General features: G+C 72.5%; 14 protein-coding genes and 1 pseudogene. 8 read left to right on the top strand and 7 right to left on the bottom strand.

Going from position 1 to position 15775, the window contains the following annotated elements:
• Positions 1-104: 104 nt before the first annotated feature.
• Complete coding sequence (gene purB, locus ACIPWY_RS22335; protein WP_401534552.1) at positions 105-1547, top strand: adenylosuccinate lyase; 1443 nt, start codon at positions 105-107, stop codon at positions 1545-1547.
• A gap of 5 nt (positions 1548-1552) precedes the next feature.
• The gene (mug, locus tag ACIPWY_RS22340; protein ID WP_393702954.1) at positions 1553-2131 is read left to right on the top strand and encodes a G/U mismatch-specific DNA glycosylase; all 579 of its coding nucleotides are present in this window, start codon (positions 1553-1555) and stop codon (positions 2129-2131) included.
• Positions 2132-2176: 45 nt separating this feature from the next.
• Here mug and ACIPWY_RS22345 read toward each other — a convergent pair whose 3' ends face one another.
• The 4 genes from ACIPWY_RS22345 to ACIPWY_RS22360 all read right to left on the bottom strand — a co-directional run bounded on the left by ACIPWY_RS22345 (position 2177) and on the right by ACIPWY_RS22360 (position 5245).
• Entirely contained in the window at positions 2177-3010 is an 834-nt protein-coding gene (locus ACIPWY_RS22345; RefSeq protein WP_401534659.1) for an SAM-dependent methyltransferase, read from the bottom strand.
• A 62-nt stretch (positions 3011-3072) separates the two neighbouring features.
• The gene (locus ACIPWY_RS22350) at positions 3073-3507 is read right to left on the bottom strand and encodes a hypothetical protein (protein WP_401534554.1); all 435 of its coding nucleotides are present in this window, start codon (positions 3505-3507) and stop codon (positions 3073-3075) included.
• A 65-nt stretch (positions 3508-3572) separates the two neighbouring features.
• Entirely contained in the window at positions 3573-4310 is a 738-nt protein-coding gene (locus ACIPWY_RS22355) for an ABC transporter permease (RefSeq protein ID WP_362908916.1), read from the bottom strand.
• Positions 4311-4315: 5 nt separating this feature from the next.
• On the bottom strand, positions 4316-5245 hold the full coding sequence (locus tag ACIPWY_RS22360) for an ABC transporter ATP-binding protein (RefSeq protein ID WP_393702829.1): 930 nt from the start codon (positions 5243-5245) through the stop codon (positions 4316-4318).
• A 108-nt stretch (positions 5246-5353) separates the two neighbouring features.
• Between ACIPWY_RS22360 and ACIPWY_RS22365 the strand changes: the two genes are divergently transcribed.
• The 3 genes from ACIPWY_RS22365 (at position 5354) to ACIPWY_RS22375 (ending at position 8519) form a co-directional block, all read left to right on the top strand.
• Positions 5354-6571, top strand: coding sequence for a sensor histidine kinase (locus ACIPWY_RS22365; RefSeq protein ID WP_393702831.1), 1218 nt, complete (start codon positions 5354-5356; stop codon positions 6569-6571).
• A 45-nt stretch (positions 6572-6616) separates the two neighbouring features.
• Entirely contained in the window at positions 6617-7267 is a 651-nt protein-coding gene (locus ACIPWY_RS22370; protein ID WP_362908891.1) for a response regulator transcription factor, read from the top strand.
• Between the two features lie 94 nt (positions 7268-7361).
• On the top strand, positions 7362-8519 hold the full coding sequence (locus ACIPWY_RS22375; RefSeq protein ID WP_362908892.1) for an ROK family transcriptional regulator: 1158 nt from the start codon (positions 7362-7364) through the stop codon (positions 8517-8519).
• Positions 8520-8593: 74 nt separating this feature from the next.
• Here the strand turns inward: ACIPWY_RS22375 and ACIPWY_RS22380 are convergent, their stop codons facing one another.
• Positions 8594-9361 (bottom strand): GntR family transcriptional regulator, encoded by a 768-nt coding sequence (locus tag ACIPWY_RS22380; RefSeq protein ID WP_362908893.1) that lies wholly within the window; start codon positions 9359-9361, stop codon positions 8594-8596.
• Positions 9362-9656: 295 nt separating this feature from the next.
• The gene (locus ACIPWY_RS22385) at positions 9657-10535 is read right to left on the bottom strand and encodes an RNA polymerase sigma-70 factor (RefSeq protein WP_401534558.1); all 879 of its coding nucleotides are present in this window, start codon (positions 10533-10535) and stop codon (positions 9657-9659) included.
• A gap of 182 nt (positions 10536-10717) precedes the next feature.
• On the opposite strand from ACIPWY_RS22385, the gene ACIPWY_RS22390 reads away from it, so the two are divergent.
• Positions 10718-11548 carry an alpha/beta fold hydrolase gene (locus ACIPWY_RS22390; protein WP_393702836.1) on the top strand — a complete coding sequence of 277 codons (831 nt, stop codon included), beginning with the start codon at positions 10718-10720 and terminating at the stop codon, positions 11546-11548.
• Between the two features lie 84 nt (positions 11549-11632).
• Here the strand turns inward: ACIPWY_RS22390 and ACIPWY_RS22395 are convergent.
• Positions 11633-12478 (bottom strand): annotated as a pseudogene (locus ACIPWY_RS22395) (EamA family transporter); the annotation flags it as partial.
• Here ACIPWY_RS22395 and ACIPWY_RS22400 point away from each other — a divergent pair.
• Positions 12469-13965 (top strand): PLP-dependent aminotransferase family protein, encoded by a 1497-nt coding sequence (locus ACIPWY_RS22400; protein WP_401534560.1) that lies wholly within the window; start codon positions 12469-12471, stop codon positions 13963-13965. The pseudogene ACIPWY_RS22395 and the gene ACIPWY_RS22400 sit on opposite strands and share 10 nt — an antisense overlap.
• Positions 13966-14155: 190 nt before the next feature.
• Positions 14156-15739 carry an alkaline phosphatase D family protein gene (locus tag ACIPWY_RS22405; RefSeq protein WP_362908896.1) on the top strand — a complete coding sequence of 528 codons (1584 nt, stop codon included), beginning with the start codon at positions 14156-14158 and terminating at the stop codon, positions 15737-15739.
• Positions 15740-15775 lie beyond the last annotated feature (36 nt).

A 15775-nucleotide genomic window follows, 5' to 3' on the forward strand; every position in this document is an offset into this window, starting at 1 on the left:
TGCCCGGACGTTGCCCGGCGCGCGCAGGGCGCCCCGCGCTCGTAGCTTCCGACGAACGGGGCCCTGGCGCTGGCCTGCACGAATCGCCAGTAGAATCCGTACACGTGACTGCCGCGCCTGCAAAGCCCCGTATCCCGAATGTTCTCGCCGGACGCTACGCCTCCGCCGAGCTCGCCACTCTCTGGTCCCCCGAGCAGAAGGTGAAGCTGGAGCGTCAGCTCTGGCTCGCCGTGCTGCGCGCGCAGAAGGACCTCGGGATCGAGGTGCCGGACGGCGCTCTCGCCGACTACGAGCGCGTTCTCGACCAGGTCGACCTGGCCTCCATCGCCGAGCGCGAGAAGGTCACGCGCCACGACGTGAAGGCCCGCATCGAGGAGTTCAACGCCCTCGCCGGCCACGAGCAGGTCCACAAGGGCATGACGTCCCGCGACCTGACGGAGAACGTCGAGCAGCTCCAGATCCGCCTCTCCCTCGAACTGGTCCGCGACCGCGCCGTCGCCGTCCTCGCGCGCCTCGGCAAGCTGGCCGGTGAGTACGGCGAGCTGGTGATCGCGGGCCGCTCGCACAACGTCGCGGCGCAGGCCACGACCCTCGGCAAGCGCTTCGCGACCGCGGCCGACGAGCTGCTCGTCGCGTACGCCCGGGTCGAGGAGCTGCTCTCCCGCTATCCGCTGCGCGGCATCAAGGGCCCCGTCGGCACCGCGCAGGACATGCTGGACCTGCTCGGCGGTGACGCGGCGAAGCTCGACGAGCTGGAGCAGCGCATCGCGGGCCACCTGGGCTTCTCGCAGGCGTTCACCTCGGTCGGCCAGGTCTACCCGCGCTCCCTCGACTACGAGGTCGTCACCGCGCTCGTGCAGCTCGCGGCGGCGCCGTCCTCGACCGCCAAGACGATCCGTCTGATGGCCGGGCACGAGCTCGTCACCGAGGGCTTCAAGCCGGGCCAGGTCGGTTCGTCCGCGATGCCGCACAAGATGAACACCCGTTCCTGCGAGCGCGTCAACGGCCTCATGGTGATCCTGCGCGGCTACGCGTCGATGACCGGTGAGCTGGCTGGCGACCAGTGGAACGAGGGCGACGTGTCCTGCTCCGTGGTGCGCCGGGTCGCGCTGCCGGACGCGTTCTTCGCGCTCGACGGTCTCCTGGAGACGTTCCTGACGGTGCTCGACGAGTTCGGCGCGTTCCCGGCCGTCGTCGCCCGCGAGCTGGACCGCTACCTGCCGTTCCTCGCCACGACGAAGGTCCTGATGGCGTCGGTGCGGGCGGGCGTCGGCCGCGAAGAGGCCCACGAGGCCATCAAGGAGAACGCCGTCGCGTCGGCCCTGGCCATGCGCGAGCAGGGCGCCGAGCGCAACGAACTGCTCGACAAGCTCGCCGCGGACTCCCGGATCCCGCTGGACCGCGCCGGGCTCGACGAACTGATGGCCGACAAGCTGTCGTTCACGGGCGCCGCGAGCGACCAGGTCACGACCGTCGTCGCGCGCATCGAGGAGATCGTCAAGCAGCACCCGGAGGCCGCCGGTTACGCGCCCGGAGCGATCCTCTGACTGGGCTGACCCCCGCGGACCTGGAGGCCGCTCGTGACCGCATCGTCCCCGATGTGGTCGCGAGCGGCCTCTCCGTGCTTTTCTGCGGGATCAACCCGGGCCTGATGACGGCCGCGACCGGCCACCACTTCGCGCGCCCCGGCAACCGTTTCTGGCCGGTGCTCCACCTGTCGGGGTTCACACCCCGGCAGCTGGCTCCCGCCGAGCAGGAGGAACTCCTGTCCTACGGGCTCGGGATCACGAACGTCGTCGCGCGGGCCACGGCGCGGGCGGACGAGCTGAGCGCGCAGGAGTACCGGGACGGCGGCCGTCTGCTCACCGCCAAGGTGGAGCGGCTGAGGCCGCGCTGGCTCGCGGTCGTGGGCGTGACGGCATATCGCTCGGCCTTCAACGAGCCGAAGGCTCGGATCGGACCGCAGGAGCGGACGATCGGCGGGGCGCGGGTGTGGGCTCTGCCCAACCCCAGTGGTCTGAACGCGCATTGGACGGCGGCGACGATGGCCGAGGAGTACGGGCGGCTGCGCGCCGCCGCCTCGGAGGACGACGGCGCGGGGTTCCCGGCTGACGCGGCGCGTGACGGGTGACGGATTACACGGTGGCGTGCGTTACGGCGTGTGTTGTGGCGCGCGTCAGGGCTTGCGGGCCAGCACGCCGAACTGAGCGACGAGCGGGCCCTCGTCGGAGCCGTCCGTCCGCCAGCGCGCGCAGGAGACGAGGCCGGGCTCCAGGACGTCGAGCCCTTCGAGGAAGCCCTCGATCTCGGTCCGGCTGCGGGCGGTGATCGGCGGCGTCGCGTTCTCGTTCCAGAACCGCATCGCTTCCTCGTTCCCCTCGCCGCCCAGCTCCAGCGTGGGGTGCGTGAGGACGAGATAGCTGCCGGAGGGGACCGCGTCCAGGAGGTGCCGGACGATGGACGTGGCCTCGGCGGTGTCGAGGATGAAATTCAGGATGCCGAGCATCATGACCGCGACCGGCCGGCCCAGCTCGAGGGTGCCGGACGAGGCACGGAGGATGGCCGCGGGGTCACGCGCGTCCGCGTCCACATAACTGGTGGCGCCCTCGTCCGTGCTGGTGAGGAGCGCGCGGGCGTGCGTGAGGACGATGGGGTCGTTGTCCACGTAGACGACGCGGGAGTCGGGGGCGATGCGCTGGGCGACCTCGTGGGTGTTCTCCGCGGTGGGCAGGCCGGTGCCGATGTCGAGGTACTGGCGGAGGCCCGCCTGGCCGGCGAGGTAGGTCACGGCGCGGCCGAGGAAGGCCCGGTCTGCGCGCGCCACTTCGCCGATGCTGGGGTACATGGAGGTGACCTCGTCGCCGACCTGCTGGTCCACCTCGTAGTGGTCCTTGCCGCCGAGCCAGTAGTTCCACACGCGGGCGTTGTGCGCGATGTGGCTCGCGGTCCGCTCCCCCGGCTCCTGCCCGCTCTGCTCGCTCACGTGCTCTCCCTCACCTCGGTCGGCCATGATCCGGTGCCAAGACCCCATGGTGGCACGGGAGTTCCCCCGTACATGGGCGTGGCGCGTCCTCAGGGCGGGTCCACGTCCGTGACGGCGGCGACGAGCCGGAACGGCAGGTCATGCGCGCCGAACGGGATACCCAACACGATCCACCGGTCTTCGGCCTGCCACACCTGGACGTCCGGCACATACGCGCTGAGCCCGGCCCAGGGCTCCGGTATGTCCTCCCCGCCCTCGACCGCGCGCAGGCTGACGCTCCACAGGCTGAACCACTGCGGCTTCCCCCAGCGCTCGGTGAGCACCGAGGAGAGTCCGTCGCGGTCGGCGACCCACTGCTCCTGAGCGGCGCCCTCGGGGGCCGGCTCCAGAAGGTCGCCGCACGTCGCCAACTCCGCGATGTGGTAGCCCGGTCCGCCGGAGCCCGCGTCCGATCTGCCGTGCTCCGCGGGGAACTCACGGGAGCGCAGCAGATCGATCGTCGCGAGATGCTGTGCGGTGCTCATGACGTCCAGTAAAGCGGCCACCACTGACAATTGGCGGGGCGTCCGGCGGTTACGAGTCCCTGCCGTTACGCGTCCCTGCGGCGCAGCGCCCACCAGCCGGCGAGGAGCGCGGCCGCCGCCCACGCGCCGGTGACGGCGAGCCCCGTCCACGGCCCGAGCGTGCCGACCGGGTCCTGGCGCAGGACCTGTTGCCCGGCGTGGTCCGGCAGGAAGTCGGCGACGGAGGCGGCCATGTCACCCACGACGAAGGACACGATCAGGATGAACGGGATGAGCAGGCTCAGGACGGCGACCGCGCTGCGCAGGACGACGGTGAGACCGGCTGCGAACAGGGACATCAGCGCGAGGTAGAGGCCGCCTCCGACGCAGGCGCGCAGCGCGCCCGGATCGCCGAGGCCGAGGGCGTAGGACCCCATGAACGCCTGCCCGGACAGGAACGTGACGAACGAGGTGAGCAGGCCCACGACGACGGCGAGGGCGCCGACGACCGTCATCTTCGCGGCGTAGAGCAGATTCCGGTCGGGGACCGCGGCGAGGGACACGCGCAGGGCGCCGTTGAGGTACTCCGACGACACTGCGGTCGTACCGAAGGCGATGGCCGCGATCTGGCCGAAGTTGAGTGCGTAGAAGGCGCCGAAGAGGAGGTCGGCTCCTTCGTTGTCGGCCTCGGCCTGTCCGACCGCGGCGGAGGCCAGGACGTTGATGGCGACGGTCGTGGCGAATACCGCGAGGAGTGAGCCGGCGCTGGCGCGCACCGACCTCACCTTGATCCATTCGGAACGCAGTACGGCGGTGGTGGACATCATCGTCAGGCCTCCTGGAAGGGGGTGTGGGCGGCGGCGAACTCGGTGTCGTCCGCGGTGAGGGCGAGGTAGGCCTGCTCCAACGAGGCTGATTCGTCGGCGAGTTCGAGGATGGGGATGCCGTCGGTCGCGGCGAGCGCGCCGATCTCCTCGGCGCGCGCCCCTGCGACGGTCCAGCGGCCGTCGCCGGTGGCGACGGCTTCGAGTCCCTTGCGGCGAAGGGCGGCGTGCAGGCTCGCGGGGTCGGTGGTGCGGACGCGGACGCGCCGTTGGCTGTGTGCGTCGATGAAGTCCTGCATCGGGGTGTCGGCGAGGAGCCTGCCGCGGCCCAGGACGACGAGGTGGTCGGCGAAGGTCGCGGTCTCGTTCATGAGGTGGCTGGATACGAGGACCGTGCGGCCCTCGCGGGCGAGGCCGCGCATCAGTTCGCGGATCCAGATGATGCCTTCGGGATCCAGGCCGTTGGACGGCTCGTCGAGCATGACGACCTGCGGGTCCCCGATGAGTGCGGCGGCGATGCCGAGGCGCTGGCGCATGCCCAGCGAGAACGTCTTGATACGGCGCCCGGCGACGGCCACGATGCCCGCGAGCTCCATGACCTCGTCGACCCGGCGCGCCGGGATGCGGTGGGAGGCGGCGAGCGCGCGGAGGTGGTCGCGGGCGGTACGGGACCCATGGGCGGCCTGCGCGTCGAGGAGGGCGCCGACCTCGCGCAGGGGCTCACCGAGTGCCGCGTAGGGGCGGCCGCTGAGCGTGGCCGTGCCCGACGTGGGCCGGTCGAGGCCGAGGACGAGGCGCATGGTGGTGGACTTCCCGGCGCCGTTCGGGCCGAGGAATCCGGTGACCCGGCCGGGCCCGACGCTGAACGTCAGGCGGTCCACCGCGCGGGTCCTGCCGTACTCCTTGGTGAGCTCTTGGACGTCGATGCTGGTCATGGCTCCAGCCTTCCGGCCGCGCCCCCACCGGGTCCTCCCCCGGGCGTGGAGACCGTCTCCCCCGTGCGGGGGAGCCGTCCGCGCCCGCGCCGCTGGCACGATGGCGGCATGTCCCGCCTCCTCTCGCCGCTCACTCGCGCGGTCACGTACACCCGCTGGCTGCATCTCCTCGTGGGTGCGGTCATCGCCCTCGTGTGCGGGTCGGTGTACCCGGGGCTCACCAGGCCCGGATACGGGGAGTGGGCCCTGATGCTGTTGATCCCGGTCCCGCTCCTCATGGTGGCCGCCGTGATCCCCGTGGTCCGCAGGGCCGAGGGGCTTCAGGCCCGCATGATGCTGTTCCCGGGTGCCCACGCGCGCGTGGAGGGCGGTCAGCGGGAGTCGGAGATCTCCGTGGCACCGTCGGCGTCGTGGCACGACCGGCGCAGGACCGCGGCGTGGCTGGTGCTGCGTCTGTGGGCCGGCTGCGCGGCCGCGTTCGTGACCGGCCAGCTCATGGCTCTGGCCCTGGAACTGGTGGACGCCACCTCGGGCGGTCCCGCAGAGGCCGAGTCCCTCATCCCCGTACCGGTGCACGGCTGGGCGTGCGCGCTGCTCGTGCCGGTGCCGCCGCTGGTGCTCATCTACGTGGTCGCGTTCGCCGGGCGGCTGATGACCTCGGCCTCCCTGGCCCTGCTCGGGCCGTCCGCGGCGGAGCGTCTGGCCGCCCTGGAGGAGCGCACGGAGCAGCTCCTCGAACGCAATCGCATCGCCCGCGAGCTCCACGACTCGATCGGGCACGCGCTGACGGTCGCCGTGGTGCAGGCGGGCGCGGCGCGGGCGGCCGCCGACCCGGCGTTCACCGACCGCGCCCTGGACGCCATCGAGGAGACGGGCAGGGCGGCCCTGGAGGACCTGGAGCGGGTCCTGTTGGTGCTGCGCGAGTCGGCGCAGCCCGCGAGCCGCCGTCCCACGCTCACGGAGGCGGACCGCCTTCTGGACTCGGCGCGCGCCTCGGGCGCCGAGGTCGACGCGGAGGTCCTCGGCGCGCTGGACACGGTGCCGGGTCCCGTCTCCAGAGAGGGCTATCGCATCCTTCAGGAGGCGCTGACGAACGTGCTGCGCCACTCGGGGACCGTCCCGATCCGGGTCGCCGTCACGGTCGACGACGCCCGCCTGTGGCTCGACGTACGCAATCCGCTTCCCGCGGGCGCGCCGGTGAACGGTCAGGGCAGCGGCAGCGGTCTGCGGGGCATCCGTGAGAGGGCGGCGCTCCTCGGCGGCCGGGCGCGCACGGGTCCCGACGGGGGACAGTGGCGCGTGCACGTCGAGCTGCCGCTGGGCTGATCCCCGTCCTCACGTACACCCCGGCCCCTCCCCTAGGCTGACCGGATGCCGCTCACCGTGCTCCTTGTCGATGACGAACCGCTCGTCCGCGCGGGGTTGCGCGCCGTGCTGTCGGCGCAGCCGGACATCGAGGTGGTGGGCGAGGCGGCCGACGGCGCCGCGGTGATCCCGCTCGTCCGGCAACTGCGTCCGGACGTGGTCGCCATGGACGTCCGCATGCCCCTCCTGGACGGGATCGAGGCAACGCGCGCGGTGCTGCGCAGCGTCGCCGAGCCGCCGAAGATCCTTGTGATCACGACCTTCGAGAACGACGAGTACGTGTACGGGGCGCTGCGGGCGGGCGCCGACGGGTTCCTGCTGAAGCGGTCACGGCCGGCCGAGATCGTGCACGCGGTGCGGCTCGTGGCCGAGGGCGAGTCGCTGCTGTTCCCCGCGGCCGTACGGCGCCTCGCGGCCGAGTACGGCAATGCGTCGGCGCGGGAGGCCATGGACCGCGCGGCGCTCACCGAGCGGGAGGCGGACGTGCTGCGTCTGATGACGCGGGGCCTGTCCAACGCGGAGATCGCGCAGCGGCTCGTCGTGGGTACGGAGACCGTCAAGACGCATGTGAGCGGGGTACTGGCGAAGCTCGGGGCGCGGGACCGCACGCAGGCCGTCATCGCCGCCTACGAATCGGGTTTCGTCTCGCCCGGCTGAGCGTCCCGTGCCACAGAAGTGCACCCGCGCTCGCCGGTGTCCGCCACGGCGAGTACGATCCGGCCATCACGCGCACGAGCTGGGAGGACAGACGTTGGGGCGGCTGACCGGCGGGGACCCCTCTCTGCTGCGGCGGATCAACTCCGCGGTGGTGCTGCACGCGCTGCGCGCCACGGACCTCGCGACGCTCACCGAGATCACCCGGGTGACCGGCCTGTCCCGGCCCACGGTCGAGGGCGTCGTCGAAGGGCTGATCGCGGCGGGGCTCGTCGTCGAGACGGCCGTCGACGACAGCGGGGCGCGGCGCCAGGGGCGGCCCGCGCGCCGGTTCCGGTTCCGGGCCGAGGCGGGGCATCTGCTCGGTCTGGAGATCGGCCCGCACCGCGTGGCCGCGGTCCTTGCGGATCTGGACGGCAAGGTGCTCGGCACGGCCGCGAAGGACGTCGACGAGACCGCTTCGGCCGACGAACGGCTCGAACGGCTACGGACCGCGGTCGCGGATCTGCTGCGCCGCGCGGGCGTCGCCCGGAACTCGCTGCGGGCGGTCGGCGTGGGCAGCCCCGGCATCGTGGAGGCCGACGGCACCGTGCGCCTCGGCACCGCCCTTCCTGAGTGGACAGGGCTTCAGTTGGGAGAGCGGCTGCGGCGCTCCTTCAAGTGCCCGGTCCTGGTGGAGAACGACGCGAACGCCGCGGCGGTGGCCGAGCACTGGAAGGGTGCGGCCACCGAGTCCGACGACATCGTGTTCGTGCTGGCCGGCCTCAGTCCGGGCGCCGGCGCGCTGATCGGCGGCCGGCTGCACCGTGGGTACGGCGGCGCGGCCGGGGAGATCGGGGCGCTGCATCTCCTGGGGCGCGAGGTGCGCCCCGAGACGCTGCTCTCGACGACGGACGAGCCGCTGCATCCTCTCGACGAGCAGGCCGTGGCGCAGGTCTTCGCCCTCGCGCGCGAGGGCGACGAGCGCGCGGGCGCGGCTGTCGACCGGTTCCTCCAGCGCCTGGTCCACGACGTGGCGGCGCTGGTTCTCGCCCTCGATCCGGAGCTGGTCGTCGTGGGCGGCTGGGCGGCGGGCCTGGACGGCGTACTGGAGCCGCTGCGCCGGGAGTTGGCCCGCTACTGCCTGCGGCCGCCGCGCGTGGCGCTGTCGGTGCTGGGTGAGGCGGCGGTGGCGACCGGGGCGCTGCGGCTCGCCCTGGATCATGTGGAGGAGCAGCTGTTCGCCGTCGAGGGCACGGTCACCGCGCGACGCTAGCCGCGCACGCACAGACGCCGAAGGCCCACCGTGGACGATCACGGTGGGCCTTTACGGATTGTGTGGCGCGCGGGTCAGGAGGCGCGGCTGTCCGGGCCGTGGTGGATCTCGACGCCGCCCGAGTCGCCGAAGGTGAGGCGGCAGGTGTCGGCGCGGTAGGTGGCCACGGAGACCGCGGCCGTCTCGCCCTCGCTGAAGAAGCGGGTCGTCACGACGAGGACGGGCGCGCCGGGCAGCCGGTCGAGCTCCTTCGCGTCGTCGGCGCGGGCCGAGCCCAGCTCGACGGCGCGGTCCTGGCCTTCGAGCCCGCGCCGCCGCAGCTCCCGCAGCACGGAACGCGCACGCGCGGGCCCGGACGGGGCGTCTATGGCGGAGAGTTCGGGCACGGACGACGACGGCACGTAGAGCAGTTCGGCGGCGACGGGCTGGCCGTGCGACACACGCGTACGGCGCACCCGGTGGACGCGCTCGTCGGGCGCGGTGCCGAGGATGCGGGCCACGGCCGCCGGCGGCACCGCGGGCTCGCTGTCGACGGCCTGCCAGGCCTCACCATCGGTGGCGCCGGGCCACTCCTGGTCGTCGGACGAGTCGACCGCCACGCCCACGCGGGGCGGCGCGACGGTGGTGCCGACGCCACGGCGGCGCTGGAGCCGGCCTTCGAGTTCGAGCTGTTCGAGCGCCTGGCGGAGCGTGGCACGGGCGACTCCGAAGCGGGCCGCGAGGTCCCGCTCGTTCGGCAGGATCTCTCCCACGGCGAATTCGGAGTCGAGTGCCTCGGTCAGCACGGTCTTGAGGTGCCAGTACTTCGGCTCCGGCGCCGTTTCCAACTGCGTGGTCCCCACCCTGTCCTCCGCAATCGCTGTGTCCCGGCTGCGTTCAGCGCCCTTGTTTAGCGCCTTTGTTTATTAAAGGTTCCTGCACTATCTCTGCGAGAGTAGGCCCGCCCTCCGACTTGGTCAAGACCAATCCTCGGTCCGCTCAGGGGCCCGCAGGGGGTCCGCCGCACAGCGTTCACGGGGGTCCGCACAGCGTTCACGGCGGTCCGCAGAGCGTTCACACCGCGTTCGCGAAACGACGCGAAGCCCCCGCCCGGTCGGGGCGAGGGCTTCGGTGACCACGGAGGCCTGCGAAGGGGCGTCAGGCGAGCGACGCGAGCTTGTCCGGGTTGCGCACGATGTATACGCACTGCACCTGGCCGTCGGCGACATCGACCTGGATGACACTGTCCGGCTTGTCCCCGACGAGGACGAGCACGGCCGGCCCTCCGTTGACCTCCATGTAGCGGAAGGCGAATCCGGCGGCGCCACCCTTGGCGACCCCGAGCAGGAAGCGGCCCACCTTGTCGGCGGACTCCAGGACGCGCAGCGGCGCCTTGGACTTGCCGCCGCTGTCGCCGACGAGGCGGGCGTCGGGTGCGAGGAGCGTCATCAGACCCTCCAGGTCCCCGCCTGTCGCGGCGGCGAGGAAGCGCTCGGTGAGGTCGCGCTGCTCGACGGGGTCGACATCGAAGCGCGGCCTGCGCTCGTCCACGTGCTTGCGGGCACGTCCCGCGAGCTGTCGCACGGCGGACTCACTGCGTTCGAGCGTGGTGGCGATCTCGGCGAACGGGAACCCGAACGCCTCACGGAGCACGAACACGGCGCGCTCCAGCGGTGAGAGCGACTCCAGGACGACGAGCACGGCGAGCGACACCGACTCGGCGAGTACGGCCGCCTCCGCGGTGTCGGGCGCGGTCGGGCCGAAGTCCGTGACCAGCGGCTCCGGCAGCCAGGGACCCACGTACGCCTCGCGCCGCACCTGCGCCTGCCGCAGCCGGTCGATGGCCAGGCGGGTGGCGACGCGGACGAGATAGGCGCGGGGTTCGCGCACTTCGTCGCGGTCGGCCTGCGCCCAGCGCAGCCAGGCGTCCTGGACGACGTCCTCCGCGTCGGCCACGCGGCCCAGCATGCGGTAGGCGACCCCCATCAGGACCGGCCGGTGTTCTTCGAAGACGTCAATCGCGGTGTCGGTTGCCACCGTTCCATCCCAACGGACGAGGCGGCGCGTGTCCAGGCGGATTCGATGCGTCGATGACCACAAACGGCTCCACGTCGGCCTTCACTCCCCCGCCCCCCTTGAACTGGGGGCTACCGAGCGGTAATTGTTGCTGACAAGCCGTCTAAGAAACCGTCGCGCCGGCGCCGGGGACAGGGAGCGACATGGCCGCAGAGGTGTCCTTCAGCATCGAAACCCCCGATGGCCCCCGTGAGGTGACCGTCGCGTACGAACGCGTGGGCACCGGGGAGCCCTTGCTTCTCCTGCACGGGATCGGCCACCACTGGCAGGCTTGGGCCCCCGTGATCCCGGTCCTGGCCGCCGAGCGCGACGTGATCGCCATCGACCTGCCCGGCTTCGGCGCCTCGCCCGCGCTGCCCGACGGCGTCGCCTACGACCTGCCGACGGTGACGGCCACGCTCGGTTCGCTCTGCGCGGCCCTGGGCGTCGAGCGGCCACACGTGGCGGGCAACTCCCTCGGCGGTCTCCTCGCCCTGGAGCTCGGCCGCGACAAGCTCGTGCGGTCGGTCACCGCACTGTCGCCCGGCGGGTTCTGGTCGCAGGCCGAGCGCCGTTACGCGTTCGGCACGCTGCGCGCGATGCGGCAGGGGGCACGGGCGCTGCCGGTCCCCGCGATCGAGCGGCTCTCGCGGTCGGCCGCGGGCCGGACGGCGCTGACGAGCACCATCTACGCCCGTCCGGGCCGCCGTTCACCCGATGCGGTCGTCGCGGAGACGCTGGCCCTGCGGCACGCTCCCGGGTTCGCGCAGACCCTCGCCGCGGGTCTGGACGTGCAGTTCACCGACGACGTGCCGGACATCCCGGTGACCGTCGCCTGGGGCACCCGCGACCGGCTGCTGCTGCGCCGCCAGGGCATCAGGGCCAAGCACGCCGTCCCCGGAGCCCGCCTGGTGCGGCTGCCCGGCTGCGGTCACGTCCCCATGAGCGACGACCCGGCGCTCGTCTCCCGCGTCATCCTGGACACCAGCCGCTGACCACACCCCCAACACCCCCGACCCCAGGGCCACTCCGGTGCCGACAAGCGCGCTGCCGACGGCCTGCGCGGCGCCGTACGTCCCGGTGCCGACGAGGGGCGCGGTGCACGCCGCCGCGACGGGGATGAGCCCGGAGAAGAGGGTGGCGCGCTCGGCGCCGATGCGCTGCATGCCGATGTACCAGCACACGAAGCCGATCACCGTGACGACGGCGGCCTGCCACAGCAGGGCCGTCGCCTCGGTGGCGTCGGGGACGCGGAGCATTCCCTTCCCGTCGAGCACCGCACCGGTCAAGGCCGACTCCAGGGCCGCGATCCCGCAGACCGTGCAGGACAGCAGCTTCGGGCCGAGGGGCCGCACCAGCGGCACCGCGAGGACAGCGAATCCGACCTCTCCGACGAGGGCTCCCACGGAGAACAGCAGACCGGCCGTGTCCGTGCGCCCCCAGCCCTGGACGGTGATCGCGCCGGCGGCCACCAGCAACGCCCCGCAGAGGACGGCCCGTTGGGGCCTGCGGCCCGCGAGCAGGGGCGCGACCACCGCCACGACAACCGGGGCGCACCCGACGAAGACCCCCGGGACGGCCGGTTCGGCGGTGCGCTCCGCGCCGAGCACAGCGAGGTTGAAGCCGACCATCCCGACGGCGGCAAGGAGGGCGAGACGCCCCCATCGGCGCCCGGTGAGGCGCCGCAGCGGCGCCGCGCCGCCCCGGCCGAGGAGCGGCAGCAGGAGCAGGCAGGCGAGGGCGTAGCGCAGGAACTGGCCGCCCGCGTACGGGTAGTCCCGGAGGACGCTGTTGGCGGTGAAGGAGGCGCCGACGAGGACACAGGCGAGGGCGGCCGACAGGGCCCCTCGGATCGAGTGCGCATTCATGGCCCTGACGCTAGGGAGGGCGGTGGTCCTGATTAAGGTCCACATCCATGACGCCATCGGGGACCAATCCGCGTGCGGGCGGCTCGAGCGCGGCGGAGGGTGAGTTCCAACCACCGTCCGCGGCCTGGGAGTTGTTGCTGCCCGCCGCCTCCGCGCCCGCACGCGCGCGTGGCCGCAGTCTCCAGGCCGCGCTGCGGGACGCCCTCAGGTCGGGGCGGCTCGCTCCCGGGACGCGGATGCCGTCGAGCCGCGACCTCGCGGCGGATCTGGGGGTCTCGCGCGGGCTGATCACCGAGGTGTACGAGCAGTTGACCGCCGAGGGGTATCTGCGCAGCGGTCGCGGTGCGGGTACATGGGTGGGCGGTGCCGTGCGCGCAGCGGTGGCGGCCGGTGTGCGGGATCTGGCGCCCCGTCCGCCGGGCACCCGGGCCGACTTCCTGGCGGGCAGCCCGGATCTGTCGCTGTTCCCGCGCGCCGCGTGGGCGGCTGCGCAGCGCGGTGTGCTGGCCGAGCTGCCGCACCACATGCTGGGCTACCCGGACCCGCGGGGCATCCCCCGGCTGCGTGCCGCGCTGGCGGAACTCCTCGCGCGGCGACGGGGCGTGGTCGCCGACCCGGAGCGGATCGTCGTCTGCTCCGGGGTGGCGCAGGCGGTCACGCTGCTCGGATTCGTGCTGCACGCGCGCGGGGAGCGCTCCGTGGGGGTCGAGGACCCGGGGAGCCCCGATCTCGGTGCGCTGTTCGCCTCGGCCGGTGTCGGCACGACCGCGCTCCCGCTGGACGGCGGCGGACTGGCCGTCGGGCCGCTGCGGGATTCGGGTGTGCGTTCCGCGGTGACGACGCCGTCCCACCAGTTCCCCTCCGGCATCGCCTACTCACCGGTGCGCCGCACTCAACTCCTCGACTGGGCACGGTCGGTGGACGGTCTCCTCGTGGAGGACGACTACGACGGCGACTTCCGTTACGACCGGGCGCCGGTGGGGGCGCTTCAGGGGCTCGACCCGGAGCATGTCGCGTACACGGGATCGGTCAGCAAGTCACTCGCTCCGGGGCTGCGGCTCGGCTGGATGGTCGTTCCCGCGGCTCTGACCGACGAGGTCGTCGAGCGCAAGCGCTATATGGACCTAGGCAACCCCGCTCTCGACCAGGCCCTCCTTGCGCGCTTCATCGAGCGCGGCGACTACGACCGTCAACTGCGGCGCTGCCAGCGCGCCTACCGAGAGCGCCGCGACACCCTGGTGACCGCACTGCACGAGCATCTGCCGGGGACCCGGGTGACGGGAATCGCGGCGGGGCTGCACGTCATCGCCCGCCTCCCCGAGCGCTACGGGCCGCAGGAGGCGCTCCTCGAACGGGCCTCGACGGCCGGGGTCGCGGTCCGCCCGCTCAGCCACTACCGCACCTCCGACAGAGACGACGGAGACGACAGAGACGACAAAAACAGCAGTGACGACAGCGGGGTGCGGCTCGTCCTCGGGTACGCGCATCTGCCGCCGGCCCGGATCGCGGAAGGCGTACGTCTCCTGGCGCGCACGGCCCACTAGGCCTCTCGCCAAAATGGCGTCGTGGGCATGTGAGGGGACGCAGCGCGCCGGGTTCCCCGATCCCCAGGGGCAGTTGTTCACTTGGGGTTCGCGTGTGCGCCGTGGTGAGCCCGTAGGTGTGGCTTCGCCGAGGCGCCCCCGCAGTGGTGGCACCGCACTGTCGTCGGAACCCGTTTCTGGAGGCGTATTCATGTCACACCGTCCGCCGAGTTCTCTGCCCGGCCGCCGCGGGGTACTGCGCGGTTCGCTCGCCGCTTCGGCCGCGCTCGCGCTGCCCGCCGTGGGCGCCGCCGCCGCTCCGGCCTTCGCCCTGTCGGGTCGCCCGAAGGCGGCGTGGGGCGTTCAGGCAGGCGACGTAGGCGCGCACTCGGGGCTGATCTGGACGCGCTCGGACCGCCCCGCCCGCATGATCGTGGAGACCTCGGCGACGGAGTCGTTCCGCCGGTCCACCAGGTGGCACGGGCCGCTGATCGGCGCGGGCACGGACTTCACCGGCACCACCCGCCTGCGCGGCCTGCCGCCGGGCGAGCAGATCCACTACCGCGTGGTGCTCGCCGACCCCGACGACCCCCGCCGCACGGGAGAACCCGTCACCGGCACCTTCCGCACCACCCCCGTGGGCCGCCGCGACGGGGTGCGCTTCCTGTGGTCGGGCGACATCGCGGGCCAGGGCTGGGGCATCAACCCGGACATCGGCGGCTACCGCGTGTACGAGGACATGCGTGGCCTGAACCCGGACTTCTTCCTGTGCAGCGGCGACAACATCTACGCCGACGGCCCGATCCTGCCGAGCGTCACGCTGCCCGACGGCCGGGTGTGGCGGAACGTCACGACCGAGGAGAAGTCGAAGGTCGCCGAGACGCTGGCCGAGTTCCGCGGCGCGTTCCGCTACAACCTCCTCGACGAGAACGTGCGCCGCTTCAACGCGCAGGTGCCCTCGATCGTCCAGTGGGACGACCACGAGGTGCACAACAACTGGTACCCGGGCCAGATCCTGGACGACGCCCGTTACACGGAGAAGGACACGAACGTCCTCGCCGCGCGCTCCCTGCGGGCGTTCAGCGAGTACTTCCCCGTCTCCACGCTGCCGCCGGGCGACGACGAGGGCCGCGTGTACCGGGTCCTGCGGCAGGGGCCCCTGCTCGATGTGTTCGTGCTCGACATGCGCTCGTACCGCAACGCCAACTCCCCGGGCCGGCAGCCCGACGACGCGACCGGGATCCTCGGCGCGCGGCAGCTGGCCTGGCTGAAGCGTGAGCTGTCGCGGTCGCGGGCCGTCTGGAAGGTGATCGCCTCCGACATGCCGCTCGGCCTGGTGGTCGCCGACGGCGCGGTGAACTTCGAGGCCGTCGCGCAGGGCGATCCGGGAGCGCCGCTCGGACGCGAGCTGCAGATCGCGGAGCTGCTGCGGCACATCAAGCACGACCGGATCACGGGCACGCTGTGGCTCACCGCGGACGTGCACTACACGTCGGCGCAGCACTACGACCCCTCGCGCGCCGCGTTCCAGGACTTCGAGCCGTTCTGGGAGTTCGTCTCCGGCCCGCTGGCGGCGGGTGGTTTCCAGGCGGTGAAGCTGGACGGCACGTTCGGCCCCGAGCAGAAGTTCATCAAGGCGCCGGACCGGGCCAACACCTCGCCGATGGAGACCCCGCAATACTTCGGCGAGGTCGACATCGACGGCGGAAGCGGCGAACTGACCGTACGGCTGCGGCAGGAGGGCGGAGACGTGCTGTTCACGAAGGTGCTTCAGCCGGGGCGCGTCGGCCAGTAGAGGCGAAGGCGATACAAAGGGGACATAAGCAGTCTT

The organism is Streptomyces sp. NPDC090032 (assembly GCF_044748025.1).
Classification (GTDB): Bacteria; Actinomycetota; Actinomycetes; order Streptomycetales; family Streptomycetaceae; genus Streptomyces.